This window comes from Mesorhizobium sp. WSM3224, from assembly GCF_000427725.1.
In the GTDB taxonomy this organism is placed as follows: Bacteria; Pseudomonadota; Alphaproteobacteria; order Rhizobiales; family Rhizobiaceae; genus Mesorhizobium.
In genome coordinates this window covers 41,504-66,931 of sequence record NZ_ATYO01000013.1, presented here as the reverse complement: position 1 = coordinate 66,931, position 25,428 = coordinate 41,504, and the positions used below count along the sequence as shown (strand labels likewise).

Genomic DNA, 25,428 nt, shown 5'->3' with positions numbered 1-25,428 from the left:
GCGACTTGCCCTACATTCAAGTGGCCGTATTGGGAGCGTGTGTCCATCAGTCCGTTGAGACGTGCAATCTCATGAAGCGCCTCTATGTTCGCAACGCCGTCAGGTCGTTTGTAGTGAGGACCAATAATCCCTTCCCATTCGTGATTCTCGGGCCGCTTTGACCATGCTTCGCGTTGATCACTTGTAATGTCCATAATTTGCCCCATCCATCGGCTCTGATTTGAACCTAGCGCGAAGTGAGCTGCGGCAGTAGTGCACGTCAATCTTGGCGCCGTAGCGACCCCAGCGGCGGCATTGAACGTGTTGGCACGGTCGGTGACAAGGATATAGAATCCGGGCATTATTCCCAAATGGGCTATTTGGGGAAGTGTTTTCACCGCGCCTTTGCGGGTTCCGTACTCTTAACTGACAAAGTTTCAATTGTTGGTGGCGTTCTCGCTCCTGCGATATTCTTTGCGCGTGGCGAGGCAATGGATGCCGCGTATCAAGGTTATCTCGCATGGACGATTCTAACGGTGGTCGGCGGTGGTATTGCGCTTCGGTTGATTACCGCGCCGTATTTTATTTGGAGGGATGACCAAAGGGAAATTTCTAGGCTTCGCGAGGAAATAGCGAATACCTCACGCAAGAGGCGCCAATTCTTCGAAGAGACGTTCCTCCAGGATCGAGCCGACTTGGCCCGCCAGCTGACCCACTATGCCATGGTCAACGCGCCGATGGACGCGTTCTCCAATTTCGACGCCGACGCGCATCTAAATGAAATTACACGTAAGGCTGTCATACAATTGGGAGATTCAAATTTCCGAGTTTATTGGGAAACTTTCTGTTTCGCATTCCGAAATCTCGTACGAGGGGCGAAGTTCGCTAAAGATAATGTAGATCGACTCGCAGACGAGCACATGCGGCTTTTACGCGACCGATTTGATTATGATTTCAGCGCAATGAAAGCAGGTTCAACGGCCTTGATATACATTTTAACCGAAAATCATGATCACAATAAAGTATATGTTGAACTCCTTGAGAGATTGAATGCCAAATACCCGCACGTCCAATTTGATGACATAACCGCTAGTTTATGGACACTGTCTGAAATCCAATCGCTTCCAGACGCTCACGAAAAGAAGCCGCTGTAGTCCCTCACGCCACCGCCACGCACTCGATCTCGATATCGAACTCCATCGGCCACGACGCCACCGGCACGAAACTCCGTGCCGGCGGGTTGACGCTGAAGTACCTCGCATAAACCCTGTTGATCACGTTGTAGAAGCCGGAATTGACGGCGTAGATGCGCACCATCACCACCTTGTCCAGCGAGGTGCCGGCCGCTTCCAGGCAATGTTTCAGCGCCTTCAGCGAAGCCTCGGTCTGGGTTTCGATGTCGCCGCGCACCATCTCGCCGGTCACCATGTCCACCGGCGGCGTCGCCGAGATGAACACGAAGCCGTTGGCCCGCACCGCCGTCGAGCACGGTAGCCCGAGCGTCCGCACCTTGGCCGACATCACGGGCACTTCGATGACTTCCTTGTCCATGGCGATCCTCCCTTTGGTTGGCAGGGAGCTTATCGCGGCGCGGGAGGAACGCCAGCGGCGCCTTTACCTTCTCCCCTATGAGGACTTCGCAATCGTTGCGCATTTCCAATCGAGGGTTGGCGCCGCCCCTCATCTGCCTGCCGGCATCTTCTCCCCGTTGAACGGGGAGAAGGGGCTGGCCGTGGTGACGGCTCTCATTCTGCTACGCGGAGGACTGGCGAAAGCGCCGGCGCAGGCCTCTTTCTCCCCGTTTACGGGGAGAAATGCCCGGCAGGGCAATGAGGGGCAGCGCCAGCGCCCGGCAAGTCAAGCCTACGGCATGATCGTAAGACCGCCGAGCAATGGAAGTCGACTCTATAGCGAACGGCTGGAATGCCCCCTCACCCCTGATGCGCGACCGCCAGTTCCTTTGCGTGCTTCTCGTGCATCTTCAGCACCGGCAGCGTCTTCTTGGCGAATTCCTTCATCGTCGGGTCGTCGCCCGAATTGGCATAGGTGCTGAACAGCGCAACCGCATCCTTGTGCGCGTCGGTCTGCATCTTGATGTATTTGGCGTCGAACTCCTTGCCGCTCGCGCCCTTCAAGTCGTCGAGCATCTGCTGCTCCCTGGGCTGCAGCGCCGGACCGGCGGGCTTGATCGACGCTGTGGTCTGGCCCTGGCTGAGTGCGGCCTTGAAATCCTCGCCGGCCTTGGTGTGATCCTTGATCATCTGGGCGGCGAAAGCCTTGACGTCGGCGGATGCCGACTTCTGCTCGGCCAGCTTGCTCGACTGGATCTCGAACGCGTTGGCGTTGGGCACCGTCGCGACGAAGGTCTGGGTGTCGACCTTATTGTCGGTCACCATCGGTCCCACCGCGTCCGTGTTGGTGTCGTCCGATTGGGCGATGGCAGCCGGCGCGCCGGCAACGAGCACGACGGCGACCAGGGGCAGCAGCGTTTTCATCTCAATCTCCGATCTGGAAACAGCCCCTCTGCCATCCCAACGCGGCACCGGCCCCCGGGTTGCCTGAGAAGTTGCCCGAACAGACGCGCAGACTGAGCGTACGGACCGCCGTCAGTGGCAATGCGCGCCGGCGGCTTGGCCGGCATATTGCAGCTGCTCGTGCCAGTTTGGACGGCCTTCCGGCGTGAAATCCATCAGGTTCCAGAGGATCTCGCAGGTGCCGATGGCGCGCGGGTCCTGTCCGGGTTCGGTCGGCGCGAAACCCAGCTCCGACGACCAGAAATGGCGGATGCCGTCATCATCGCGATGGAACACCGAAAGCAGCGGTATCTGCGCGCCCTCGGCGGTTTCGGAATTGTAGTCGCGCTTGAAACTGTTGCCGGCCGACGAGACGAGCCGCATGTTTTTCCAGCCGCGATCGCGGCCGAGCGCCGTCAGATTGTCGAGCGCGGTCTTGGCCACCACGGCGAAGTTGAAGCCCGCCGCCTGCAGATGGCCGATCGCGCCGTCGAACTGGTCGAGCAGCGCGGTGCAGGACGGGCATGGCTGGTCCTGCCGGGCAAGCTTCGCCGTCTCGCCGCCGGTCGCCACCTCGCGCGTCTCCTGCGGATGGCGCGGGAACATCATCTGGTAGAGGACCAGCGAATCCTTGTTCGGCGCGAACAGCTCCGGCAGTCTCACCTTCGACGGCCTGCCTTCTGCGTCCAGGGCCTCGAACACATAGTCCTGCGGCACCAGCCCGCCCGGCGGCAAGGAGCGCCTCGCTTCAGCCACCGCCTCCATGGCGCGGCGCAGCTCGATTTCCTTGTGCAGCAGCTTTTCGCGAGCGGTGCGGTATTTTGCGGATTCATTGGGAAAGGTGATCATGATCTTCTCCTTCGCGCCGGCGTCCCGGCGCGGGTTGGTCTACGACCAAAGGACGTGCCGCCCTGGCGTCTTCCGACATTTGAAGCGCAAGCTTTCTTCCGGACCCGCCTCAGCCCTTCACCCCGCCGGCGGTGAGGCCGGAGACGATACGGCGCTGGAAGATCAGCACCAGCACCACCAGCGGCACGGTGACGATCACCGAGGCGGCCATGATGTTGCCCCAGGGGATCTCGAACTGCGAGTTGCCCGACAGCAGCGCGATCGCCACGGGCACGGTGCGCTGCGTGTTCGTGGAGGTGAAGGTGAGCGCGAACAGGAACTCGTTCCAGGCGCTGATGAAGGCGAGCAGCCCGGTGGTGGCGAGCGCCGGCCACATCAGCGGCAGGAAGATGCGCGTGAGAATGGTCCATGGCCCGGCGCCGTCGAGGATCGCCGCCTCCTCGATCTCGACCGGCAGGTCGCGCACGAAAGTGGTGAGCACCCAGACCGTGAACGGCAAGGTGAAGATCATGTAGGACAAGATGAGCGCCAGCAGCGAATTATAGAGCCGCAGCGCCCGGATGATCTCGAACAGCCCGGCAAGCGCGGCGACCTGCGGAAACATCGACACCGACAGGATGGCAAGCATCAGCACTGAGCGTCCGCGGAAACGGATGCGCGCCAGCGCGTAGGCCGACGTGACGCCGAGCAGCAGCGAGATCATGACGACCGCGCCGGAGACGATGAGCGAATTGGCGAGATTGCGCAGGAAGGGGCCTTCGGTCAGCACGTTGCGGTAATTGGCGAGGCTGAACGATCGCGGCCACAGGCCTGCCTGGAACAGCTCGGTTCCCGATTTCACGCTGGTGACGATGGCGTAGTAGAACGGAAAGACCGCGACGAAGACGATCGCCAGCAGCAGGAGATAGAAGGCGGCGCGCTTCAGCATTCTCATGTCAGCGGCCTCCCTCCAGGCTCAGCCGGCCGATCCGGATATAGGCGATGGTGAGCAGGCCGATGATGAGGAAAAGCAGCGTCGAGGCGGCCGAGCCATAGGCGAACTTGTCGAACTCGAACAGGTTCTCGCGCGCGAAGACGGACATCGATTTCGTTTGCACGTTGTTGGGCGTCAGCACATAGATCAGGTCGAAGATGCGCAGCGCGTCGAGCGCGCGAAAGATCACCGCCACCATCACCGCCGGCCGGATGAGCGGCAGGGTCACCCACCAGAACACCTGCCAGGGGCTGGCGCCGTCGAGCTTGGCCACCTCGACGATCTCGCGCGGCAGCATCTGAAGTGCCGCCAGGATCAGCAGCGCCATGAACGGCGTCGTCTTCCAGATGTCGACGATCAGCACGGCGATCATCGCCGTGTCGGCGCTGGCGGTCCAGGCGATCTTGGCATGGATCAGGCCGAGGCCGAGAAGCGCGGCATTGATGATGCCGAACTGGTCGTTGAGCATCCATTGCCACATCTTGGCCGAGACGATGGTCGGGATCGCCCAGGGAATGAGGATCGCGGCCCGCACGATGCCGCGGCCCCGGAATTCGGCGTTGAGCGCAAGCGCCACGACCATGCCCAGCACCGTCTCGCACGCCACCGAAACCACGGCGAAGCGCACCGTGTTCCACACCGCGCGCCACCAGACCGGATCGACGAGCAGCCCGTCATAGAGCACCCGGCCGCTCGGCATGCTGAGCACCGAGAAGTAATTGTCGAAGCCCACCCATTGCCGGGCGTCGAGATCGGCCAGCGAAGCGTCGGTGAAGCTGTAATAGACCGTGCGCAGGAACGGCCAGACGGCGACGACGGCAAGCACGAAAAGCATCGGCGCCAGAAATAGCCATGCCGTGCGCACGCGCCGGCGCGCCAGCGGCGATTGCCTTGCCGCGGTCACCAGCCCTTGCCTTTCAGCTTGGTCAGCCTCGCTTCGAGATCGGCCAGATTATCGGCGGCAGAGCCTTGGCCGGAGATCGTGTTGTGCACGGCCGTCCAGAACTGGCTCGACGCCTCGTTGTATTTGATCCTGGCGGTTGCCGACGGGCGCGGCTGCGCGTTGAGAAAGATCTGCTTCCAGCGCGGCACGATCGGCTGCTGCCTGGCGATGTCGGGGTCGTCATAGAGCGCTGCGATGGTCGGCAGGTTGGACGTCTTCAGCGTCCGGTATTTCTGCATCTCGCGCGAAGCGATGAACTTGACCAGGTCGATCGCCGCCTCCGGGTGTTTCGAATATTTGGAGACGGCGAGGTTCCAGCCGCCGAGCGTCGCGACCGGCCGGTCGCCTTCACCGCTGCCTGCCGGCAGCGGCGCCACGTCGAACTTGCCCTTGATCGGCGAGTTCTCGCTGTTGCCGAGCGCATAGGCATAAGGCCAGTTGCGCATGAAGACCGCATTGCCGGTCTGCCAGACGCCGCGTGCTTCCTCCTCCTGGTAAGCGAGCACGCCCGGCGGCGCGATCGTGCCGATCCAGCCCTTGACCATGTCGAGCGCCGCGGCCGCATGTGGGTTGTCGATGGAGATGCCGCCGTCCGGCTCGATGATCCCGCCGCCGCCATTCGACATCACCCATTCGAGCGCGTTGCAGGTCAGCCCCTCATACGCGTTGCCCTGGAAGACGAAGCCCCAGATATCCTTGTTGCCCGCGGCCCGCTCCTTGTTCATCACAAGCTTCGCGGTATCGGCGAGCTCCTTCCAGGTTGTCGGCACCTTGGCGCCATATTTGTCGAGCAGGTCCTTGCGGTAGTAAAGCGCCGGCGCGTCGGTAAAGATCGGCAGCGCGACCAGCCTGCCATTGACCGTCTGCGACTTGATGATCGACGGGAAATGCTCGCCCACGACATCCCTGGTCGCCGCGGTCAGGTCGACGAGTTGGCTGGCAAGCTGAGGCGCCCAGATGACGTCGGTCTGGTAGACGTCGATGTCGCTGCTCCCGGCCGCGAGCCAAAGCCGGAATTGCCCGAACTGATCGGTGGTCGAAGGCGGGATGACGACGATGTCGACCTTGTTACCGCTCTTTTTCTCGTAACGGTCGAGTATCTCGCGCAGCACCTTGATGCCGTTGCCGGTATCGCCCGATACGATCGACAGTTCCACCGCGCCCGACGGACCGGCGGCCAGAAGAACGCCGACGGCAAGCGCCAGGAATGCGGAAGCAAGTTTCACGGGATTGCGGACCTCCTGCGCGACCGGCGACGCGTGCGTCGCGGCTCATCAAGGCCCCTGCGATGAATGCGTGGCGGCGCTTAGGGTTCCCGCGCTTGTTTCGCGCTGGCCAGACGGGCGGGTCGATGAAGCTGACCTCGGTCGGCTCGGCCGCGTCGCTGGCCGTCCTTCCGCCTCGCGTCGCGCAAAAGCGGACGGGCTCCGAAACCCCCGCCCCGGAGCCCGCCTGGGAGTGGCTGACGCATGCCGGCACAGCCTCCTCCGACGCCTTGCCCGCGTCGATCCGCCGATCGGCCGCCCGGCACGACGACGAATTAGCATGCCCTAACGTCAGCCAATGTGAAGGAGTTCACAGTGCCGGGACGCCATTAACCTTCCCAGCCGACCTTGATCATGCCGAGCCGCTCGTAGAGCCTGAAGGCCGCGGTATTGCTCACCGTATTGGTCTTGAGATCGACATGGTCCGCCCCGCGCTCGCGGAAGACTAGGAACACGTGCCGCATCAGCGCCTCACCAAGGCCCTGCCTTCTGGCCTCCGGATGGACGGCGAGGTCCTTGACGAAACCGGACGTCCGGCAGAGCGCCGCGCCCGCCAGCAGGCCCTTGCCGTCGATCGCCAGGAAGCAGAGAGCGGGATCGAACTCGGCATCGCCGGCAATGCGCGGCCACCATTCGTCGAACGGCCCGTCGGTGCCGTCGTCGAACACCTCTTCCAGCAGCGCGTGAAGGGCTAGAGCATGATGCCGAAAAGTGTGAAGCGGTATTCGGGCGACATCATGCTCCGTCTCTAGTGCATCCCCGTGCTCGAACGTGCGCAGGAGGAAGCCTTCCGGCCAATGCGGCGCGGTCAGCGTGTCGTCGAGGACCTTGCGCAGGCGGATGTCGTTGGGAGCCGGCGGTCGGGGCGTCTTGTTTTCATGCATCGCGCTGTCTCGAAACGCCGCGCGGGACTGGACAGTCCGCTCAGGCGTCTGGCGGCAGGCGATGCCGCCTGCGGTCGACGCCGAGGCCCGTCGCCTCGAGCAGGCCCTTGCGCTTGGCGTCGTAGTAGTAGCCGGTCTGGTAGAGCGTGTCGGCACGCTTGGCGTTGCCGCCCGAAACCAGCCAGGCGCCGCGCAGATACTTCACCGCAAATTTGAGATTGGTCTCGGCATCGAACAGGCCGGTCGCCGGCCCGTCATAGCCCATGCCGCGCGCCGTAGCGTGCTTGATCTGCATCAGCCCCCAATGGCCATGATTGTAGGCTTTCGGGTTGAAGGTGCTCTCGCGGTTGACGACATGGCGCACCAGCTCGACCGGCACTTCATAGATCACCGAATATTTCTCGATCAGCCGCTCGATCTCGCTGCGCGGGCCACTGGCGTGCTGCTCGGGCTGGCCGGGTGCTGCAAGCAACGCCGGATTTCCCGGCACGACATAGGCGGCCTGCTGGACACCGGGCATCGGGGCAATTTTCGCCGACCGGCCGGTGAGCGGCATGGCGACGCCGGCAGTCGTATAGACCGCCGCCTGTTTGATAGACCCTGGGCCGGTCGGCGAACCACCGGCCATCAGCACCGGCGGCGGCGGGAACTGGCCGAGGACCGGCGTCGAACCGGCGAACGCCGCGGGTTGCGCCAGCGTCACGCCCGAAATGGTTGCGCCAGGCTGGACAGGTGGCGGCAGCGCGCCACCAGGCGTGGTCGCCATGGCAACGGCATCGCCGGTCAGCGCGGCGGTCTGCACCTGCGCCAGACCCGACGGCTCGGGCACGACGGCCACCGTTTCCGGCAGCGTAAGCGTCGGCGCATCGTCCGCGACAACAGGCGTCGAAGCCGCCGCAAGCGCGGGCGCGGCCTTCATCTGCGAGGTCGAGGTGCAACCGCTGAGACCGGCTGCTGCAATGAGCACGCCAATCGCGGTGATGATGATTTTAGCTGGCAAGCCGTGCGGGTCCGGTTTGTCGGTTGTTAAGAAGTCCTTACACCAGCGATTCACACCCGGCAATCGGGGCCACCCGGCGGTTTTCGGGTGGCGACAACAGGGCTGAAATGCCATATTGTTCTGGATATGTACTCGTTTTTCGCTGGTTTGCGGAAGGAATACGTCATGAAACCCACATCTCAGATCACGGCCGGCCACGCAGTGTTAGAAACAGTGATCGGCTTCATGGGCATCGCCTGGAGCGAGAAGGGCCTGATCCGGCTTTGCCTGCCCGAGCGCAGCCGCGAAGCGGTCGAGCGCCGGCTGCTTCGTCACCCGGGTGTCTCAGCGTCCACCGACCAGCCGTCCTGGGTGGTCGACCTGATTGCCTCGATCAAGGCCTATGCGGCCGGCGAGGATGTCGACTTCTCCGGCGTGCCGGTCGATCTCGACGGTGTCGACGATTTCCGCCTGGCCATCTATGACGCGGCGCGCAAGCTCGGCTTCGGCGAGACCACCACCTATGGTGAGTTGGCCAAACGCGCCGGCCATGCCGGCCTGCCGCGCGAGACGGGCGCGGCACTTGGCGCCAACCCGGTGCCGCTCGTCATTCCGTGCCACCGCATCCTGGCGGCCGGCGGCAAGATCGGCGGCTTCTCGGCGCCGGGCGGCTCGGCCACCAAAGAAAAGATGCTGGCCATGGAAGGCGTTCGCGTCGGCCCGGCGCCGGCCGCGCAGGCCTCGTTCGGGTTCTGAACCGACGGTCAAGGCAGCGCGCCTGGAGGCCTGGATCAGTACATTGGTCGCTTGTTCGCCGGATTGGCCGGCACCGGTTGCATCACGTCCCAATGCTCGGCGATCTTGCCGCCCTCGACGCGGAAAATATCCACGATGACGGTCTCCGGCATGTCGCCCATCTTCGGTTGGACGACCTCCGTCATGACAAGGTCGCCTTCGGCGATCACCCGCTTGAAGTCGACCCTTTGTTTTGGCCAATTGGCAACACCCATGCTTTCGAGAAGCTTTTTGACCGAGTCTCGGCCATCCGTCATCGTCGGGTTATGCTGAATGTAAGCCTCGGCCCAATAACGGTCCAGCGCGGTGAGGTCATGGTCGCCGAACAGCGCCTGATAGGCCTTCAGGACGAGCGCCTTGTTCTTTTGGGCTAGTTCCTGTTGCTGCACCGCCTTGACCGGCTTGGCGTTTCCCGCATGTGCGACGGCGGTAAATGCCGCGACGGCGAAAGCAGCGGCCGCAAAGGATTTAAGTTTCAACATGGATGTCCCCTCGGTGCATGTCAGGTCAGGGCGCGCGAGACCAGGACCGTATCGACATATTGCCGCATGCGGATGATCTTGCCGTCGCGCAGTTCGTAAAGATGGGCGAAGGGGGCCGTCATGGATTTTCCCGTCGCCTTGTATATGCCGGAATATACGCCGAAGGCCGCCACCCGATCACCATCGGCAATGAAGCTGTGCACGTCCGCGCGGTATCCGGTCCATTCCGAGCCAAGTCGCTTGAAGACCCCTTGCATCAGGGCCTCGACGCCGACATAGGGGAATCCTTCTGCCTCGGTCCATTCGATGTCAGGGGAAAGAACGGCAAGAAGATTGCGGCCGTTCTCCTCGGAGGTTCCCTCGTAGGTCCTGCGGATCAGGTCGAGGTTCGTCGCCATGTCAGCCCCATTTCATCTCGCCCTTGGCGACCTTGGATCCGATATCGAGGGCGACGCCCAAACCGAGGCCTGGGAAGCGGGCCTCCATTGCGGCCTTTAGCGCGGCGCTGTCGGCCGCCTTGCTCAGTTCTTCCTCGAAGGTGAGAAGATAGGACTTGGTGAATTCCACGGCCGAGGGAGCGGTCGCGGCGTCGGGGTCCATATGGCCAGGCACCACCACGGCGGGCTTGCGGGCGGCAATCGCCTCCAGCGTCTTGACCCAGGCGGCGCGGCTTTCCCTGGTCTGCGTGTCGGCGGTCCAGACATGAACACCGGCGAAGATCATCACACCGCCGAACACGGCATTGAGCGACGGCACGAACAGGTACCGGCGGTTGGCGAGTCCATCTTCGGCATTGACGATCTCGATCGTCTCGCCGTCGACACTAAGCGTTGGGCCGTCGAATGCTTCGGGCAGAACGATGTCGGACAGTGCCTGGGGGCCGTTTTCCTTCAATTGCGGACCCCAGACCGCGAGCTTTTTCTCCACACTGCCTTTGATGGCTTCGAGCGTGGCGGAGGCAGCAATCACTTTTGCGTCCGGGAAGGCTTCCCGCACCGGCTTCAGGCTGAAGTAATAATCGGGATCGGACTGGCTGACATAGATGGTGGTCAGCTTCTTGCCGGTGGCCTTGATGGCGTCGGCGAGCGCCTTGCCGTCCGGATAGGTGAAGCCGCCATCGATCAACAGGGCCTCGCTCGGCCCGGAAAGCAGCACCGGCGCGCGGAAGAAGCCGTTCGGACCCGCCGGGAAATGTTTCCAGTCAAGCTTGCTGCCGGCGGCTTGGCCACGCTCCGCGGAGGCGAATACGGCGGTTGCGCCGAGGGCCAATGAGGTCTTCATGATCTGTCTCCTAGTGAACATGGAATAGCTCCTTTGAATGGAATGGGATCAGGTCGCGGTGGCAATCCGCGGGTCCGCCGCTGATTGAGAGAACAGCGCGGAAGGTAGCCCCGTCGGATTAGTTGATAAATTGTCTATAATGATACAATCTGTATGCTGTAAGCTTACAATCAACCGGAGGCGTTCCCTTGGAACCGATCAACCTCAACCGCCTCGCCTATTTTTCCACCGTCATCGACGCAGGCTCGTTTACCCGGGCAGCCGAGCGACTTGGCATCACGAAAGCCGTCGTCAGCCAACAGGTCGCCCGCCTTGAAGCCGAATTGCAGACCACGCTCCTCGTGCGCACGACGCGGAGGCTCGAGCCGACCGAAGCAGGCCGCCTTCTGCATGCACGTTGCGTCATGATCCTGCGGGACGTTGAAGAAGCGGTCGCCGAGGTCGGCGAGGGCAACACCGAAGTGGCCGGTGTGCTGCGCGTTTCCGCGTCCAATGATTATGGGACGATCGTGTTGGCCCCGATCGCCGCCCGTTTTCGGCAGAAATTTCCGGCCTGCGGCGTCGAGCTGTTCATTTCCGATGCCATAATTGATTTGATCGGCAGCAAGATGGACTTGTCCATTCGGGTCGGCTGGCTGGAGGACTCCAGCCTGCAGGCGCGCCGCATCGGCACCTTCCGGCAGATCCTGGTGGCTTCGCGCGATTTTGCCGCCAAGGTCACGGTGGACCAACCGGAAGATATCTCTTCCTTGCCGCTCGTTGCCAATTCCGGCCTTCGCAAGCCGTTCACCTGGAGCTTCACCCGAGGCGGTTTCGAGCGGCGAACCGTCACCATGCGTGAGACGTTCTCCATCAACTCGACACCGGCCGTGCTGGAAGCGACGCTCGCCGGCGGCGGACTGGCGGTTCTGCCGGACTATCTGGTCGTCGACTATCTATCGCAGGCCCGCCTGGTCCATATGCTCCCTGACTGGGCGCTGCCCTCCGGCGGCATTCACCTGGTCTACCCGCCCGCGCGCTTTCGCCCGCAGAAGGTGACGCGGTTCGTCTCCATGCTCATGGAACAGATCCGCGAATGAAAGCGCATGCCCCCCGAGAGGCGCAGTCGTTCAGTTGAGCGAAGGCTTCCGGTGCGGTCGATGACTGGCCTGATGCATGTCGCCCAGAAGTGTGCAGCGGTTCTGGGACAACGACATGCAGCCAAACAAAAACCTAAAGCGCGTCGCCTGAATCCGTTTCAGCGCGACGCGCTTTAGTTGTCGTGGAAGAACCGGCGGCGGAAGCGCCGCTCGAAATCCGGACGCTTGCAGACATAGACAGCGCAGGATCTGGTATCGGCGCTCGGCACGTAAGCACGCGCCCTCACCTCGCCCGCGTCGCAGAAGCGCTCGTCGCGCACATAGCGGTCGTAGAGCGGCAGCCCCGGCACGCGCGTCGACTGATAGCGCAGGATGACGGCGCCCTGCCTGGCGATCGTCGCCTGCACCCGGTTGCAGCTCATGCGCGTCGGATCGTAGCGCGATGCCGCCTGCGCCTCGGCGGCCATCAGCAGCAAGCAAGCGGCAAGCAGAATGGTCTTCATGGTTCCTCTCCTAAAAGCAATTCCAGGAAAAGTGCGTAGCGGTTAGGCTCGGCGACTTCGCCGTAGCCTTCCGTCCGGAATTGCGCCAAGCAAACGCTTGGAGCGGTTCGAGGTTTCCGTGAAACGGCGGACCGCTTTCCACCGGCGAGCACCTCATTCTCCACAACGCGGGGCGGCTGTCAAAACTTCCATACGCCGCTCCAATTTCTCCACGATGAGGACGAGATGCCGACAGCGCCCGAGCGACACGCCCCGAGCGACCCATCTTGTTTTCTTGCTCAAACTATCCTATATCCGCGGCATTGAATTTGGCCGATCGATCGGGCCGCGATCTTCGCGTTTGCTGACGTCTATCTCCAAAATTTCGATACCGCCGGCCGGGCGTTTGGTCCGGTCAAACAAAAGCAAATGTGAAGGGCATTCTATATGGCAACTGGTACGGTCAAGTGGTTCAACGCCACCAAGGGCTACGGCTTCATCCAGCCTGACAATGGCGGCGCGGACGTTTTCGTCCACATCTCCGCTGTTGAGCGCGCTGGCATGACCAGCCTGGCTGAAGGCCAGAAAATCAACTTCGAGATCGAGCAGGATCGCCGCACCGGCAAGTCCGCCGCTGGGTCTCTGAGCAAGGCAGCCTGATTTGGCTTAAGCATTTTGCAGCCAGGCGTAACCGCTTGGCGCAGCAAGGTGCGACAAAGTAAAGGCGCGCGCCGAACGAAGGTTCGGGGCGCGCGGCAAGTCACGGATGTACTGACGGCCGCGCGATAAGCGCGCCGGAGCGAAAAGACCCGACAAGCTGGAACAGCAGATAGCTGCCAGCCCGGACCAGACGCTCCCGATCAGGCTACCGGCACAGGAAGGCGGGCATTGCCCGCCTTTTTTGTTGTCTGAATTTTGGGCGAAACTGCCTCCTTCTCCCCGTTTACGGGGAGAGTGCCCGGCAGGGCGATGAGGGGCGGCGCCAACGTTTCAGAACTGCCATTTTGGCTGACTTAGTAAGGCCGGCGCGGCCCCTCATCTGGCTGCCGCCATCTTCTCCCCGTGAACGGGGAGAAGGAAGCTGTCGCCCAGCCTTTCGCCAATCGTCGGCGTCAGCTAGGCACCCACTCGATCGGCACGTGCCCGTTATCCGCCTCGACGCGCTTGAGCCATGCGGCGACGGCTGGATAGGCGTCGAGCTGGAAGCCGCCCATCCCGGCGGTGTGGGTGTAGGCATAAAGCGCGATGTCGGCGACGCTGTAAGCGCTACCGGCGAAGAAGGCGTTCTGCTCCAGGTGCTTGTCCATGACGCCCAGCGCCTTGTTGCCGCGCTCCAGCGTCTGCGCCAGCCGTTCCGGCGTGGCGTCCTTCGCCCGTTCCGGGAATGTCAGAAGCGCCTTGCGCACCGCGATATAGGGCTCATGGCTGTACTGTTCGAAGAACAGCCATTGGTAAGCCAGCGCGCGTCCATACTTGTCGCCCGGCAGGAAGCGCGTGCCTTCGGCAAGATAAAGCAGGATGGCGTTGCTCTCGGTAATGCGCCTGCCGTCGTCGAGCTCGAGCATCGGCACCATCGCGTTCGGATTCTTGGCGACGTAGTCGGGCCTGCGCGTCTCGCCGGTGTGCGAGTTCACCTCGACCCGGGTGAAGGCAATGCCGAGCTTGGCCATCAACAGCCGCGGCTTGTAGCAATTGCCGCTGCCCGCCATGTCGTAAAGGATCATGCCACATACCTCGCGCGTTTGATCGCTAAATGCATGTCGCCCAGAAGTGTGCAGCGGTTCTGGGACAACGACATGCATCAAAACAAAAAGCTCAAAGCGCGTCGCCTGAATCCGTTTCAGCGCGACGCGCTTTAAGCCTCTAACGCGCCACGGCGGGTTTCATCCAGTGATTTGTTTTTGAGAAGAACCATCAGCGGCGCTGATGGTTTTGGGATCGAGCATCAGCGACGCTGGTGCAGGGGCACGATCTTGTTGTTGGCGTCGAGCAGAGCGTCGACGGAAAGCGGTTCGTCCTTGAAGATCACGCCGGCAGGCGCCGGGCGGGCAAGATGGAAACCCTGCAGCAGATCGACGCCACCCTCGAGTGCCACGCGCAGATGCTGCGCGTGCTCTATGCCTTCGACCAGCACCTTGGCGCCGCGCTCGTGCAGCATCCCCACCAATGGCCGGAAGAAGCGCTCGGCGGCGGCATGGCGGCAGAGCTCGGCGAACCAGCCGCCGTCGATCTTGACGATGTCGGGCTCAAGCAGGTTGATGCGCGCCTCGGTCGAATGTCCCGTGCCGAAATCGTCGATGGCGATGCGGATGCCGTCGCGCCGCATTTCGCGCACGAGGCTGGCAAGAACGTGATCGTCGGCGGCCTGCTCGGTGATCTCGCAGACCAGCAGGCCCGGCTCCAGCTCGAAATCGCCGAGACGCCTGGTCATCAGCCGGATTTCGGCGAGCGCGCGCCCGAGATGGTCGTTGATCAGCGGATTATAGTTGAAGAACAGCGTCAGTCCCTCGACGCCGATGTTGCGGTAGTTGCCGAGATGCAGCATCCGGCACATCGTCTCGACAAACAGCCGGTCGGCCGCGGGAATGCCGTCGAAAAAGATCGACGGGGTCACCGGCTCAGCGATACGCCGCGGCTCGATCAGCCCCTCGACGGCGACCGCCTTGAGTACCCCGCCCTCCGGCGCGAAAATCGGCTGGTAGGCACTCCACAACCGGAATTCGCCATAGATGCCGAACTGCAGGCCGATTTCGTCGGCGAAGATCGCCGTGGCGACGTCGCGCCGCCTCTCACGCCTCCCGCTCATGGCGAGACCTTGCGCCCGAACACTTTCGCTGGCCGGGCCCGCCGCGCCGAAGCCGTAGGGTTTGGGGCAGCCGATGCCTTGCTCTCGTCGGCCGCCGGCTGTTGCGCGCCCGTGCTGAAAACGCGAAAGCTGGTGGGGGCAAGCTCGGGCCGGGCGAGCACATAGCCTTGCACCATGGAGGCACCGGACCTCTCGGCAAGTTCCAGCTGCCAGCCTTCCTCGATGCCTTCGAAGACGGTGCGGATACCTTGGTTCTCGAAGCTCTGCACCATCGCCGTCAGCAACGCGAAGCCGGCGCCGGATTCCATCAGCTGGGTGATCCAATGCGCATCGAATTTGACGATGTCGGGCTTGAGCTCCTTGATCCGGTTGATGTCGGATTCATCGGCCCCATAGTCGTCCACCGCGATGCGGAAGCCATTGGCCCTAAGCGCCTCGACAAAGGAGTAGAGCGTTTCCTGTGACGCCGACTTCTGCTCGGTGACCTCGCAGACGATGCGGCGCGGGTCGATGCCGGCTTCGTGCAGCACCAGCCGCATGTCGCGCAATGCCTTGTCGGCGATGCTGCGATCGGTGAAGACCGACGGGTCGAAATTGACGAAGACCGACGCCTCTTGCGGCAGGCAGGCGCCGGCGTTCAGAAGATGCAGCGTGCGCGTCAGCGCCTCGATATGCAGCCGGTCGCCAGCCGGGCAGGTACCAAAAAATGCCGCAGGCGACTGCGGCTCGCCGTCGCGAAACGGCCGGATCAGCCCCTCGAAGGCCACGACCGAAAGCTTGCCTTCGTTGAAGGCGAAGATCGGCTGGAACGCGCTTTGCAGCGTATAGATGCCCCAGACACCGGTCGAGGTGCCGTCATCATGACGGATGATGTGGGCAAGCCCGATGCTACGCGACAAAGCTTCCTCGTTCCGTGCAACTGGCGCAATTCGATCTGCGATCCTGCCAGCCAAGGGTTTACCGGCCGTTGATGAATTTAGCGTTGCCGCTCACGCAGGCTTAACCTTGGTCACGCCTCCTTGACCTCTGGCTCATCGCTCAATGCTTGCGCTTCGCCCGATGATGCGACATGAGAGGCGCCGCGGTCGCTCCTGGCCGCCTTTCCTAGGAGACATTTCGTCATGGCCTTTCTTGCCGACGCCCTTTCCCGCGTTAAGCCTTCCGCGACCATCGCGGTGACGCAGAAAGCGCGCGAGCTGAAAAATGCCGGCCGTGACGTGATCGGCCTCGGCGCCGGCGAGCCGGACTTCGATACGCCCGACAACATCAAGAACGCGGCGATCGAGGCGATCCGCCGTGGCGAGACCAAATATCCGCCGGTTTCCGGCATCGTGCCGCTGCGCGAGGCGATCGCCAGGAAGTTCAAGCGCGAGAACAATCTCGATTACCGGCCGGAGCAGACCATCGTCGGCACCGGCGGCAAGCAGATCCTGTTCAACGCCTTCATGGCGACGTTGAACCCTGGCGACGAGGTTATCATCCCGCGCCCCTACTGGGTGAGCTATCCCGAAATGGTGGCGATCTGCGGCGGCACGTCGGTCTTCGCCGACACCTCGATCGGCAACGGCTTCAAGCTGACACCGCAAGTGCTTGAAAAGGCGATCACGCCGAAGACCAAGTGGCTGTTGATGAACTCGCCGTCCAACCCGTCTGGCGCCGCCTACACCGAGGCCGAGCTCCGGGCGCTGGCCGATGTCCTGCTCAAGCATCCGCAGGTCTGGACGCTGACCGACGACATGTATGAGCACCTGACCTATGGCGACTTCGTCTTCAAGACCATAGCCGAGGTCGAGCCGAACCTCTATGAGCGCACGCTGACCATGAACGGCGTCTCGAAAGCCTATGCCATGACCGGCTGGCGCATAGGCTACGCCGCCGGCCCGGTGCCGCTCATCAAGGCGATGGACATGATCCAGGGTCAGCAGACCTCGGGCGCCTGCACCATCGCGCAATGGGCATCCGTCGAGGCGCTCAACGGTCCGCAGGATTTCATCGCCAGGAACAAGGCGATCTTCCAGGGCAGGCGCGACCTCGTCGTCTCGATGCTCAACCAGGCGCGCGGCATCTCCTGCCCGTCGCCGGAAGGCGCCTTCTACGTCTACCCGTCCTGCGCTGAGCTGATCGGCAAGAAGACCAAGACGGGCAAGGTGATCGACAATGACGAGGCCTTCTGCTCGGAACTGCTGGAGGCGGAAGGTGTGGCAGTGGTGTTCGGCTCGGCCTTTGGCCTCGGGCCGAACTTCCGCATCTCCTACGCCACGTCGGAAGCGTTGCTGGAGGAAGCCTGCACGCGCATCCAGCGCTTTACCGCGTCGCTGACCTGACCGACGCAAAGCCGCCAAACGAGAGAACCCGGCTTCACGCCGGGTTTTTTCTTGAGCGTCGATCGACGTCACGCCTGCTGCTTCGCCCGCCTGGCAGAGCGCGCTTCGGCCGGCGCCCGCGACAGGCGCTGATCAGCCGTTATATTGCTCGTCGGAAACTTGCTCCAGCCAGTCGGCGTGGACGCCATCCAGCGCCTCCTGCATGGCAACATGGGTCATGGCGGTTTTCGATCCGGCGCCGTGCCAGTGTTTTTCGCCCGGTGCGAAGGAAATGACATCCCCTGCCCTGATCGCTTGGACCGGCCCGCCCCAGGTCTGGACAAGTCCGGCGCCTGCGGTGACATAGAGCGTCTGCCCAAGCGGATGCGTGTGCCAATGGGTGCGCGCGCCGGGCTCGAAACTGACCAGTGTCGCTCTGAGCCTCGCCGGCGCTTCTTTCTCGATGATCGGCGTCTGCAGCACCCGCCCGGTGAAATACGCCTCCGGCGCGACGATCGTCGGCACGCTGCCGCACGCAATGATCTTCATCTGGCAATCCTTCAGTTTGGGTACCCTGCCCTGCCCTGGTGCTGGCTACCACCCCAGCCGCGGCCAGAAAAGGCCGGCTCGACCGCGATAGGCCTGGTAGTCGCCCGCCAACGGCGTACGCGAAAATTTCTTCTCTTCGCCCAACGCCGCAAACACATAGAGGACGGCCATCCCGGCGACCGGCACCACCGCCCAGATGGACCAGGTCGCGATCCCCCATCCAATCCAGAAGATGATGTAGGACGAATAGAAAGGGTGGCGGATATAGCGGTAGGGGCCATCGGTCAGCAGGCTGTGCGGATTGTCGGACGCGAAGGCGAAGTGCAGCCGCGCCTTGCGCGACGTGGCAATCGCCCACCAGAATAGGGCAGAGCTTGCCAGTTCGACGGCGAGCCCGGTGAGCTTTGCCGGAACCGGCTGCGATTCGATCCACAGTATGGCGAGAAAGAAAAGCGCCGTGGCAATCACCGCCGCCGAAATCACGATGGCGCCTGGTGACGTGGCCTGCAATTGGAAATGCGCCCGCATCGACCAAACATATTGGCCAATGGTCGCAATGCTGCAAATCGAGACCAGAAGATCGAGGACTAGTTCCATTGTCGGGATTCCACGGTGGTTGCGATGCAGCCGGTGGTCATGCCGGCCGTCTATTCTAGAAATCCTTTCTTAACCACATGCCTAAAGAAGATATAGAGCCCCTGATGCGATGTTGGCCGCCAGGCAAATCTGAGGGTCTAATCCAGCATGAGCGTCACTGACCGCACAATCCGCACGCCACAGGCCGATTTGCGCCTCAGCCAGTCGTCTGGTTCGGGCATGCCCATCGTCATGATCCATGGCTCGGGCAGTTCGCGCGCCGTTTTTGCCCGTCAGTTCGACAGTCCGCTCGCCGATGCCCACCGATTGATCGCCTTCGACCTGCCCGGCCATGGCGACTCCTCCGATGCCCGCGACCCGGCCGCAGCCTATACGATTACCGGCCTCGCCCAGACCACAGCCCGCCTTCTCGATAGCCTGGGCATTGGCCAGGCTATCATCTTCGGCTGGTCGCTTGGCGGCCATGTGGCGATCGAACTTGCCAGCTTCCACCATGCGGTGAGCGGTCTGGTGCTGACCGGAGCGCCGCCGGTGTCGAGAGGGCCGCTCGGCATGCTGCGCGGTTTTCACGCCAACTGGGACGTGCTGCTCACCTCCAAGAAGGTTTACTCCGAACGCGACATCGAGCGCTTTGAGGCGCTTTGCTTCGGCGACAGCGCAAGTCCGTCTTTCCGCGAGGCGATAAGGCGCACCGACGGCAGGCTGCGCTCGGGCGTGGCGTTCGGCATGTTTGCCGGCAAGGGCGCCGACCAAAAACAGGTAATCGAGCATGCCCCGTTCCCGGTCGCGGTGATCAATGGAGAGCATGACCCGCTCGTGCGGCTGAGCTACTTCGAGACGGTGGCCTACGCCTCGCTGTGGGAACAGTGCCATGTCATATCCGGCGCCGGCCATGCACCGTTCTGGGAAAAGCCGGACCTGTTCAATCCGCTGCTGTCACGCTTTGCCGAGACGGTAGCGAAGCAGAGCGCAGCCAGGCCGGAGCGCCGAACCGAGGCCGGCTGAGCCTGTATTGACACCTTCCGGTTCTGGCTTCTTGACCATCATCATCGATGGGTGGCGGGGACGACCCAATTGGCGGGCGACGGCTTGGTCTCAATGGCTTTCTAACGGCTGCGCTCTTGCCCCTCGCCGCCTGACAAACAAAATGACGACCCGGCCAACCCAAGCCAGCGAATATCCTATTTTTCTTGCCCTCCCGGCAAACCCGTGTGACGATGGCCTTGGGAAGGGGTGGATAAACCCCGCCCGCGACGGCCGAGCAGGCCGGCCGCCGCTCTGCATAGGGTGCGATCGGACGCAAAACCGGTTTCCACTTTTGCTGATCGCTCTCTTGGGAAACGCCTGAGTGGAGGTCAGCCATGGGTACTCGCGCCGGAGGACGACGCACGGGACCGAAATGCATTGCCATAGTCGGTCCCTTTGCAAGCGGTAAGACAACACTTCTCGAAGCAATACTCGCCCGCACGGGCGCCATTCCCCGCCAGTCACCAGTTTCATCGGGCAACACCGTTTCCGATCATTCGCCCGAGGCCCGCGCCCACGCCATGAGCGTCGAGGCGACCTTCGCTACCACCGAATTCATGGGCGAGCAGCTCACCTTCGTCGACTGCCCCGGCTCCATCGAATTCGCTTTCGAGGCCGAGCCGGTGCTTGCCGCTTGCGACCTCGCGGTCGTCGTCGCCGAGGCCGACGAGAAGAAGATCCCGGCGCTGCAGCTCATCATGCGCAAGCTCGACGATCTCGGCGTGCCGCGCATCCTGTTCCTCAACAAGGTCGACAAGGCGATTGCCGGCGTGCGCGACACGCTGAAGATGCTGCAGCCGGCAAGTTCGGTACCGCTGCTGCTGCGCCAGATTCCGGTGCGCAAGGACGGCGTCGTCATCGGCTCGATCGATCTGGCGCTGGAACGCGCCTATATCTACCGCGAATACGCCGAGAGCGAAGTCGCCGAAATTCCTGGCGACGACAAGGCGCGCGAACTGGAAGCGCGTTTCTCCATGCTGGAGACGCTCGCAGACCATGACGATCATCTGATGGAGCAATTGCTGGAGGAGATTGAGCCGCCGAAGGATGCGGTCTTCGACGATCTCTCGGCCGACCTGCGCACCGGCGCTGTGACGCCGGTGCTGATCGGCACGGCCGAAAAGGGCAATGGGGTGCTGCGCCTGTTGAAGGCCATTCGCCACGATGCGCCGGATGTCGAGGCAACGAGGAAGCGCCTTGGCGCGCCGGACGGCCAGACGGTGGTGCAGGTGATGAAAACCATCCACACCGCACATGGCGGCAAGCTCTCTGTGTCGCGCATGCTTTCCGGCCAACTGGCCGACGCGACCGAGCTTTTCGTTTCCAATGGCGATACGGCGAAGGTTTCCGGTATCTACAGGATGCTCGGCAAGGACCAGATCAAGCAGACATCCGCAAAGGCAGGCGACACGGTCGCGCTCGGCAAGCTCGACAACGTCAAGACCGGCCAGACGCTGAGTTCGGCCAAGGGCGGCATCCGGCCGCTGGTCGCGCTTGAGCCGCCGCAGCCCGTCTTTGCCTTCGCGCTTCGCCCCAAGGAGCGCAAGGACGAGGTCAAGATGTCGGCGGCGATCCAGCGGCTGGCCGAGGAGGATCCCTCCCTCAACCTGCGCCACAACCAGGACTCCGCCGAAACCGTCCTTTCGGGCCACGGCGAAATGCATCTGCGCGTGGTGCGCGAACGCCTCGAGGGCAAGAACCAGATTCCGATCGAGGGCCATGCCCCGGCGGTGCCCTACCGCGAGACGATCCGCAAATCGGTACAGCAGCGTGGCCGCCACAAGAAGCAGTCCGGCGGCCACGGCCAGTTCGGCGACGTGGTGATCGAGATCAAGCCGCTGCCGCGCGGTTCCGGTTTCCAGTTCTCCGACACCATCACCGGCGGCGTGGTGCCGAAGACCTACATCCAATCGGTGGAGTCCGGCATTCGCGACTATCTGAAGACAGGGCCGCTCGGCTTCCCGGTCGTCGACGTTGCCGTCAACCTGTCGGACGGCTCCTACCATGCCGTCGACTCCTCCGACATGGCCTTCCAGATGGCGGCGAAGCTCGCCATGAAGGAAGGCATGGCGGCCTGCTCGCCGGTCCTGCTGGAGCCGATCATGAAGGTCGAGATCGTCACGCCTTCCGACGCCACCTCGAAGATCATCGCGCTGATCCCGCAGCGCCGCGGCCAGATCCTAGGCTATGACGCGCGACCCGACTGGCCGGGCTGGGACGTGGTCGAGGCGACCATGCCGCAGGCGGAAATCGGTGACCTGATCATCGAGCTGCGCTCGGCGACGGCTGGCGTCGCCAGCTACAAGGCCGCTTTCGACCATATGGCCGAGCTCACCGGCCGCCTCGCCGATGAGGCGATGAACGCCAACGGCAAAGCCGCTTGAGCAATTCCAGGAAAAGTGTGAGCGGTTTTCCGTCCGGAATTGCGTAAAAACAAGGAGATAGTGCGTTTCACCGTTTTCGTGAAACGGTGAAACGCACTAGCAGGTCGGCCCGCCTGGCGGCTTCCGCTGCGGATATGAAAACGGCGTCCGGATGATCCGGACGCCGTTCCTATTGCGGACCGTTTTCCTGGGAGGCAACGACGGGTCCGCCGCATCCGGAAAAAATGGTTCGGACGCGGTAGCTGCCTGAGCCCGGTCATTTCGAGTGATGCCCCCATCTCCCGAACCGACCAACCGCGTCCTATGATCTACTTAATCGATAGAGTGCGTCTGCGACATGTTACCTGATGTTACATGTCACTGTTACGTGGCGGATTCAGTCGTTCTTCCGCAGGCTCGAAGGCACGCGGGCAACAAAAAAGCCGGATCAATAAAGATCCGGCTGAGTTTGATTGGAAGTGCCGATTAAGGCTAACCTCCAGAGGGGAACACTCGAGGGCGCTAATGGGAGGAGAACGCGCCCTGGAGATGTGAATATATATGTGCTCATCATGCCCAAGAAACAAGCATCTATTTTGCAACACACGCATGCAAAAAGACGCAGGCTGTGGTCCAACTTGTTCCCGGAACCGATAGGACCAGGAAAAATGGCTGAAATCATGGGCCTTTCCGCGCCAAAAGCGATTGCTGATATGCGAAATGAGCCGATTTTGTTCCGGAAATACGCTGAATCCCAAATGATGTGGATTCGGGCAGCCCGAGTTTATTTTTGCGGCAGGAGAGTCTGATGCGGACTTTTTCGGCAATCGCCGGCAGCGCGCTATTCCTTGTCGTCGCGCCGGGCGTTGTCGCCGGACTGGTGCCATGGCTGCTGACCGACCACTACCGCAAACCTCTGTCGGTTGTGCCGGGCTTCGTGGCTGCGGGCTCCATTCTTGTGGTTGGAGCGGCCGCGGTCCTGCTTCATGCCTTCGCCCGTTTTGCCCTCGAGGGCCTCGGCACGCCCGCTCCCGTCGCGCCAACCGAGAAGCTGGTCGTCGGCGGCATCTACCGCCATGTGCGCAACCCGATGTATGTAGCGGTGCTGTCGATCATCCTCGGACAGGCGCTGCTTTTTTCCAGCTGGTCGGTCATCATTTACGGGCTGATCACCGCGGCCGCGATGATCTCCTTCGTCAAACTCTATGAAGAGCCGACGCTCGCCAGCCGCTATGGCGCTGAATACGAAACCTACCGCCGCGCCGTCCCCGGCTGGCTGCCGCGGCTGACGCCCTGGCGTGGGTGAACTGCGCCCTACTTAATAAGACCAGCTACGGGCCTTCGCGATGATGAAATCGCGGAAGACATGCAGCTTCGCCTGGTTCTTCATCGCGTCGGGATAGGCGAAGTAGGTGTCGAAGGACGGCACCTCGGTTTCGGGCAGCAACTGCACCAGGTTCGAGTCCTTGTTGATCACATAGTCCGGCAGCATGGCGATGCCGGCGCCGCCCTGCACCGCGCGCTTGATCGACAGGATGTCGTTGATCTGCAGCGTCGGCACCCGCTGCGCGCCCTCGAAATCGCCGACCGTCTCCAGCCAGTTCAGCTCCGACAGATGCGATGGCACCGGCACGCCGAAGGTAACGATGCGATGGTTCCTGAGCTCGGCGATCGAGGCCGGCCTGCCGAACTTCGCGATATAGGACGGCGCCGCGTAGAGATGGAAATGCACCGTGAACAGCCGGCGCTGGATAAGATCCGGCTGTTGCGGCTGGCGCAGCCGTATGGCGCAATCGGCCTGGCGCATGGTGAGATCGAGCTCCTCATTGGCGAGGATCAGCTGCAGGCTGATCTCGGGATAGAGCTCGATGAATTCCTGCACGCGCTCGGTCAGCCAGCCGGCGCCCAGGCCCACCGTGGTCGTCACCCTGAGCACGCCCGACGGCCGGTCCTTGGTCTCGGTCAGCCGCGTCTTGATGGTTTCCAGCTTCATCAGCACGTCATGCGCCGTGCGGAACAGCATTTCGCCCTGCTCGGTCAGCACCAGGCCGCGCGCATGGCGGTGGAACAGCGCCACGCCGACGTCATGCTCGAGCGCGCTGACCTGCCGCGAAATGGCCGATTGCGACAGATGCAGCGTCTCGGCGGCATGGGTGAACGACCCGGCCTCCGCCGCTGCGTGAAATACGCGCAATTTATCCCAGTCCAGCGCCATGATTCCCCTCGCGTTGCCTTTGGCGTCTGAATGAAAAATCAGGCTTTTAAACGGCTTTTCTCAGCCGGCTTGTTATTCCGCCGCTTCGCGGTGAACCTCGATTCCCGCCAGGTATTTCTCAGCCTCCAGCGCCGCCATGCAGCCAAGCCCAGCCGCCGTCACCGCCTGGCGGTAGATGTCGTCGGTGACGTCGCCGGCGGCGAACACGCCGGGCACGTCGGTGCGGGTCGAATCCGGCGCCGTCCACAGATAGCCGTTCGGCTTCTGCTTCAGCTTGCCGGCAAAGAGTTCGACAGCCGGCGCATGGCCGATCGCAACGAAGACGCCATCGACCGGCAGCTTCGATTCCTGGCCGGTCACCACATTGCGCAGCGTCAGGCCTTCTACCGAAGGCGGCAGCGGCGTCTTGCCGGGACGGCCGGTGATCTCGTCGACCACCGTGTCCCAGATGATGCGGACATTGTCCTTCTTGAGCAGCCGCTCGCGCAGGATGCGCTCGGCGCGGAAATCGCTGCGCCGGTGGATGACGGTGACGCTCTTGGCGAGGTTCGACAGATAGAGCGCTTCCTCGACCGCGGAATTGCCGCCGCCGATTACCGCGACGTCCTTGCCGCGATAGAAGAACCCGTCGCAGGTGGCGCAGGCCGAAACGCCGAAGCCCATGAAGGTCTGCTCCGACGGGATGCCGAGCCACTTGGCCTGCGCGCCGGTGGCGATGATCAGCGCATCCGCAGTGTAGACGGTGCCGGAATCGCCCGTGGCGCGGAACGGCCGCACATTGAGGTCTACCTCGGTGATGATGTCGTTGACGATATCGGTGCCGACATGCTCGGCCTGCTTCAGCATCTGTTCCATCAGCCACGGCCCCTGGATCGGGTCGGCAAAGCCGGGATAGTTCTCGACATCGGTGGTGATCATCAGCTGACCGCCCTGCTGCAGGCCGGCGACCAGCATCGGCTTCAGCATGGCGCGAGCGGCATAGACCGCCGCCGTGTAGCCGGCGGGACCGGAACCGATAATGAGAACGGGTGCGTGTCTGGTGTTCATGAAAAAAGTCCCCTGCGG

The 25,428-nt window shown here is 62.6% G+C and carries 27 protein-coding genes; 8 read left to right on the top strand and 19 right to left on the bottom strand.

The features are described from left to right. The first annotated feature begins 236 nt into the window (after positions 1–236). Positions 237–1,133: a hypothetical protein gene (locus YU3_RS0121390; protein ID WP_156913549.1), complete on the top strand. Its 897-nt coding sequence runs from the start codon at positions 237–239 to the stop codon at positions 1,131–1,133. Positions 1,134–1,137: 4 nt separating this feature from the next. Here the strand turns inward: YU3_RS0121390 and YU3_RS0121385 are convergent, their stop codons facing one another. The 8 genes from YU3_RS0121385 to YU3_RS0121350 all read right to left on the bottom strand — a co-directional run bounded on the left by YU3_RS0121385 (position 1,138) and on the right by YU3_RS0121350 (position 8,406). After that, complete coding sequence (locus YU3_RS0121385) at positions 1,138–1,530, bottom strand: RidA family protein (RefSeq protein WP_027168168.1); 393 nt, start codon at positions 1,528–1,530, stop codon at positions 1,138–1,140. A gap of 380 nt (positions 1,531–1,910) precedes the next feature. Then, positions 1,911–2,474, bottom strand: a complete 564-nt coding sequence (locus YU3_RS0121380) for a DUF4142 domain-containing protein (protein WP_027168167.1) — start codon at positions 2,472–2,474, stop codon at positions 1,911–1,913. A gap of 111 nt (positions 2,475–2,585) precedes the next feature. Continuing rightward, positions 2,586–3,341 (bottom strand): DUF899 family protein, encoded by a 756-nt coding sequence (locus tag YU3_RS0121375; protein ID WP_027168166.1) that lies wholly within the window; start codon positions 3,339–3,341, stop codon positions 2,586–2,588. A gap of 109 nt (positions 3,342–3,450) precedes the next feature. Continuing rightward, a complete protein-coding gene (locus YU3_RS0121370) occupies positions 3,451–4,275 on the bottom strand; it encodes a carbohydrate ABC transporter permease (RefSeq protein ID WP_027168165.1) in 825 nt (274 codons plus the stop codon). Position 4,276: 1 nt separating this feature from the next. Further along, positions 4,277–5,149: a sugar ABC transporter permease gene (locus YU3_RS0121365; RefSeq protein WP_084508199.1), complete on the bottom strand. Its 873-nt coding sequence runs from the start codon at positions 5,147–5,149 to the stop codon at positions 4,277–4,279. A gap of 65 nt (positions 5,150–5,214) precedes the next feature. Continuing rightward, on the bottom strand, positions 5,215–6,483 hold the full coding sequence (locus YU3_RS0121360) for an ABC transporter substrate-binding protein (RefSeq protein ID WP_027168163.1): 1,269 nt from the start codon (positions 6,481–6,483) through the stop codon (positions 5,215–5,217). Positions 6,484–6,851: 368 nt separating this feature from the next. After that, positions 6,852–7,406, bottom strand: coding sequence for an N-acetyltransferase (locus YU3_RS0121355; RefSeq protein ID WP_036259122.1), 555 nt, complete (start codon positions 7,404–7,406; stop codon positions 6,852–6,854). 40 nt (positions 7,407–7,446) lie between these two features. Further along, the gene (locus tag YU3_RS0121350) at positions 7,447–8,406 is read right to left on the bottom strand and encodes a lytic transglycosylase domain-containing protein (RefSeq protein WP_027168161.1); all 960 of its coding nucleotides are present in this window, start codon (positions 8,404–8,406) and stop codon (positions 7,447–7,449) included. Between the two features lie 165 nt (positions 8,407–8,571). Here YU3_RS0121350 and YU3_RS0121345 point away from each other — a divergent pair, with 165 nt between their 5' ends. Then, positions 8,572–9,141, top strand: coding sequence for a methylated-DNA--[protein]-cysteine S-methyltransferase (locus YU3_RS0121345; RefSeq protein WP_027168160.1), 570 nt, complete (start codon positions 8,572–8,574; stop codon positions 9,139–9,141). A gap of 35 nt (positions 9,142–9,176) precedes the next feature. Here the strand turns inward: YU3_RS0121345 and YU3_RS0121340 are convergent, their stop codons facing one another. From YU3_RS0121340 to YU3_RS0121330, 3 genes are read right to left on the bottom strand one after another with little or no spacing between them, the layout of a single operon-like run. Then, a complete protein-coding gene (locus YU3_RS0121340) occupies positions 9,177–9,662 on the bottom strand; it encodes a nuclear transport factor 2 family protein (RefSeq protein ID WP_027168159.1) in 486 nt (161 codons plus the stop codon). Between the two features lie 20 nt (positions 9,663–9,682). After that, on the bottom strand, positions 9,683–10,060 hold the full coding sequence (locus tag YU3_RS0121335; RefSeq protein ID WP_027168158.1) for a nuclear transport factor 2 family protein: 378 nt from the start codon (positions 10,058–10,060) through the stop codon (positions 9,683–9,685). 1 nt (position 10,061) lies between these two features. Beyond that, on the bottom strand, positions 10,062–10,964 hold the full coding sequence (locus tag YU3_RS0121330; protein ID WP_027168157.1) for an MBL fold metallo-hydrolase: 903 nt from the start codon (positions 10,962–10,964) through the stop codon (positions 10,062–10,064). A 167-nt stretch (positions 10,965–11,131) separates the two neighbouring features. On the opposite strand from YU3_RS0121330, the gene YU3_RS0121325 reads away from it, so the two are divergent. Further along, complete coding sequence (locus YU3_RS0121325; RefSeq protein WP_027168156.1) at positions 11,132–12,022, top strand: LysR family transcriptional regulator; 891 nt, start codon at positions 11,132–11,134, stop codon at positions 12,020–12,022. A 173-nt stretch (positions 12,023–12,195) separates the two neighbouring features. Here YU3_RS0121325 and YU3_RS0121320 read toward each other — a convergent pair whose 3' ends face one another. Next, positions 12,196–12,525 carry a hypothetical protein gene (locus tag YU3_RS0121320; protein ID WP_027168155.1) on the bottom strand — a complete coding sequence of 110 codons (330 nt, stop codon included), beginning with the start codon at positions 12,523–12,525 and terminating at the stop codon, positions 12,196–12,198. Between the two features lie 426 nt (positions 12,526–12,951). On the opposite strand from YU3_RS0121320, the gene YU3_RS0121315 reads away from it, so the two are divergent. After that, positions 12,952–13,164 (top strand): cold-shock protein, encoded by a 213-nt coding sequence (locus YU3_RS0121315; protein ID WP_027168154.1) that lies wholly within the window; start codon positions 12,952–12,954, stop codon positions 13,162–13,164. A gap of 452 nt (positions 13,165–13,616) precedes the next feature. On the opposite strand, the gene YU3_RS0121310 is transcribed toward YU3_RS0121315, so the two are convergent. From YU3_RS0121310 to YU3_RS0121300, 3 genes are all read right to left on the bottom strand, one after another. Then, positions 13,617–14,228 carry a glutathione S-transferase family protein gene (locus YU3_RS0121310; protein ID WP_027168153.1) on the bottom strand — a complete coding sequence of 204 codons (612 nt, stop codon included), beginning with the start codon at positions 14,226–14,228 and terminating at the stop codon, positions 13,617–13,619. Between the two features lie 221 nt (positions 14,229–14,449). After that, positions 14,450–15,310, bottom strand: a complete 861-nt coding sequence (locus YU3_RS0121305; RefSeq protein ID WP_027168152.1) for an EAL domain-containing protein — start codon at positions 15,308–15,310, stop codon at positions 14,450–14,452. Further along, entirely contained in the window at positions 15,307–16,209 is a 903-nt protein-coding gene (locus YU3_RS0121300; RefSeq protein WP_027168151.1) for an EAL domain-containing protein, read from the bottom strand. The genes YU3_RS0121305 and YU3_RS0121300 overlap by 4 nt, the downstream gene beginning before the upstream one ends. Before the next feature lie 222 nt (positions 16,210–16,431). Here YU3_RS0121300 and YU3_RS0121295 point away from each other — a divergent pair, with 222 nt between their 5' ends. Next, entirely contained in the window at positions 16,432–17,634 is a 1,203-nt protein-coding gene (locus tag YU3_RS0121295) for a pyridoxal phosphate-dependent aminotransferase (RefSeq protein WP_027168150.1), read from the top strand. Positions 17,635–17,766: 132 nt separating this feature from the next. Here YU3_RS0121295 and YU3_RS0121290 read toward each other — a convergent pair whose 3' ends face one another. Next, entirely contained in the window at positions 17,767–18,162 is a 396-nt protein-coding gene (locus YU3_RS0121290; protein WP_027168149.1) for a cupin domain-containing protein, read from the bottom strand. A gap of 45 nt (positions 18,163–18,207) precedes the next feature. After that, entirely contained in the window at positions 18,208–18,759 is a 552-nt protein-coding gene (locus YU3_RS0121285) for an isoprenylcysteine carboxylmethyltransferase family protein (protein WP_027168148.1), read from the bottom strand. A 147-nt stretch (positions 18,760–18,906) separates the two neighbouring features. Between YU3_RS0121285 and YU3_RS0121280 the strand changes: the two genes are divergently transcribed. The 3 genes from YU3_RS0121280 to YU3_RS0121270 all read left to right on the top strand — a co-directional run bounded on the left by YU3_RS0121280 (position 18,907) and on the right by YU3_RS0121270 (position 23,454). Then, entirely contained in the window at positions 18,907–19,764 is an 858-nt protein-coding gene (locus tag YU3_RS0121280) for an alpha/beta hydrolase (protein ID WP_027168147.1), read from the top strand. A 356-nt stretch (positions 19,765–20,120) separates the two neighbouring features. Then, positions 20,121–22,169, top strand: coding sequence for an elongation factor G (locus YU3_RS0121275; RefSeq protein WP_027168146.1), 2,049 nt, complete (start codon positions 20,121–20,123; stop codon positions 22,167–22,169). Between the two features lie 787 nt (positions 22,170–22,956). Continuing rightward, positions 22,957–23,454, top strand: coding sequence for an isoprenylcysteine carboxylmethyltransferase family protein (locus YU3_RS0121270; RefSeq protein ID WP_027168145.1), 498 nt, complete (start codon positions 22,957–22,959; stop codon positions 23,452–23,454). Between the two features lie 12 nt (positions 23,455–23,466). On the opposite strand, the gene YU3_RS0121265 is transcribed toward YU3_RS0121270, so the two are convergent. Beyond that, positions 23,467–24,363 (bottom strand): LysR family transcriptional regulator, encoded by an 897-nt coding sequence (locus YU3_RS0121265; RefSeq protein ID WP_027168144.1) that lies wholly within the window; start codon positions 24,361–24,363, stop codon positions 23,467–23,469. A 72-nt stretch (positions 24,364–24,435) separates the two neighbouring features. Then, positions 24,436–25,410 (bottom strand): thioredoxin-disulfide reductase, encoded by a 975-nt coding sequence (trxB, locus tag YU3_RS0121260; RefSeq protein ID WP_027168143.1) that lies wholly within the window; start codon positions 25,408–25,410, stop codon positions 24,436–24,438. Positions 25,411–25,428: the final 18 nt, after the last annotated feature.

What these genes read in the sequence shown, in the direction of transcription:
- YU3_RS0121355 (WP_036259122.1), bottom strand. Translation starts at nt 7,406, where the DNA reads ATGCATGAAAACAAGACGCCCCGACCGCCGGCTCCCAACGACATCCGC.
- YU3_RS0121335 (WP_027168158.1), bottom strand. Translation starts at nt 10,060, where the DNA reads ATGGCGACGAACCTCGACCTGATCCGCAGGACCTACGAGGGAACCTCC.
- YU3_RS0121380 (WP_027168167.1), bottom strand. Translation starts at nt 2,474, where the DNA reads ATGAAAACGCTGCTGCCCCTGGTCGCCGTCGTGCTCGTTGCCGGCGCG.
- YU3_RS0121320 (WP_027168155.1), bottom strand. Translation starts at nt 12,525, where the DNA reads ATGAAGACCATTCTGCTTGCCGCTTGCTTGCTGCTGATGGCCGCCGAG.
- YU3_RS0121270 (WP_027168145.1), top strand. Translation starts at nt 22,957, where the DNA reads ATGCGGACTTTTTCGGCAATCGCCGGCAGCGCGCTATTCCTTGTCGTC.
- YU3_RS0121370 (WP_027168165.1), bottom strand. Translation starts at nt 4,275, where the DNA reads ATGAGAATGCTGAAGCGCGCCGCCTTCTATCTCCTGCTGCTGGCGATC.
- YU3_RS0121265 (WP_027168144.1), bottom strand. Translation starts at nt 24,363, where the DNA reads ATGGCGCTGGACTGGGATAAATTGCGCGTATTTCACGCAGCGGCGGAG.
- YU3_RS0121345 (WP_027168160.1), top strand. Translation starts at nt 8,572, where the DNA reads ATGAAACCCACATCTCAGATCACGGCCGGCCACGCAGTGTTAGAAACA.
- YU3_RS0121295 (WP_027168150.1), top strand. Translation starts at nt 16,432, where the DNA reads ATGGCCTTTCTTGCCGACGCCCTTTCCCGCGTTAAGCCTTCCGCGACC.
- YU3_RS0121275 (WP_027168146.1), top strand. Translation starts at nt 20,121, where the DNA reads ATGGGTACTCGCGCCGGAGGACGACGCACGGGACCGAAATGCATTGCC.
- YU3_RS0121305 (WP_027168152.1), bottom strand. Translation starts at nt 15,310, where the DNA reads ATGAGCGGGAGGCGTGAGAGGCGGCGCGACGTCGCCACGGCGATCTTC.
- YU3_RS0121375 (WP_027168166.1), bottom strand. Translation starts at nt 3,341, where the DNA reads ATGATCACCTTTCCCAATGAATCCGCAAAATACCGCACCGCTCGCGAA.
- YU3_RS0121285 (WP_027168148.1), bottom strand. Translation starts at nt 18,759, where the DNA reads ATGGAACTAGTCCTCGATCTTCTGGTCTCGATTTGCAGCATTGCGACC.
- trxB (WP_027168143.1), bottom strand. Translation starts at nt 25,410, where the DNA reads ATGAACACCAGACACGCACCCGTTCTCATTATCGGTTCCGGTCCCGCC.
- YU3_RS0121310 (WP_027168153.1), bottom strand. Translation starts at nt 14,228, where the DNA reads ATGATCCTTTACGACATGGCGGGCAGCGGCAATTGCTACAAGCCGCGG.
- YU3_RS0121330 (WP_027168157.1), bottom strand. Translation starts at nt 10,964, where the DNA reads ATGTTCACTAGGAGACAGATCATGAAGACCTCATTGGCCCTCGGCGCA.
- YU3_RS0121365 (WP_084508199.1), bottom strand. Translation starts at nt 5,149, where the DNA reads ATGCTTTTCGTGCTTGCCGTCGTCGCCGTCTGGCCGTTCCTGCGCACG.
- YU3_RS0121340 (WP_027168159.1), bottom strand. Translation starts at nt 9,662, where the DNA reads ATGTTGAAACTTAAATCCTTTGCGGCCGCTGCTTTCGCCGTCGCGGCA.
- YU3_RS0121290 (WP_027168149.1), bottom strand. Translation starts at nt 18,162, where the DNA reads ATGAAGATCATTGCGTGCGGCAGCGTGCCGACGATCGTCGCGCCGGAG.
- YU3_RS0121280 (WP_027168147.1), top strand. Translation starts at nt 18,907, where the DNA reads ATGAGCGTCACTGACCGCACAATCCGCACGCCACAGGCCGATTTGCGC.
- YU3_RS0121385 (WP_027168168.1), bottom strand. Translation starts at nt 1,530, where the DNA reads ATGGACAAGGAAGTCATCGAAGTGCCCGTGATGTCGGCCAAGGTGCGG.
- YU3_RS0121315 (WP_027168154.1), top strand. Translation starts at nt 12,952, where the DNA reads ATGGCAACTGGTACGGTCAAGTGGTTCAACGCCACCAAGGGCTACGGC.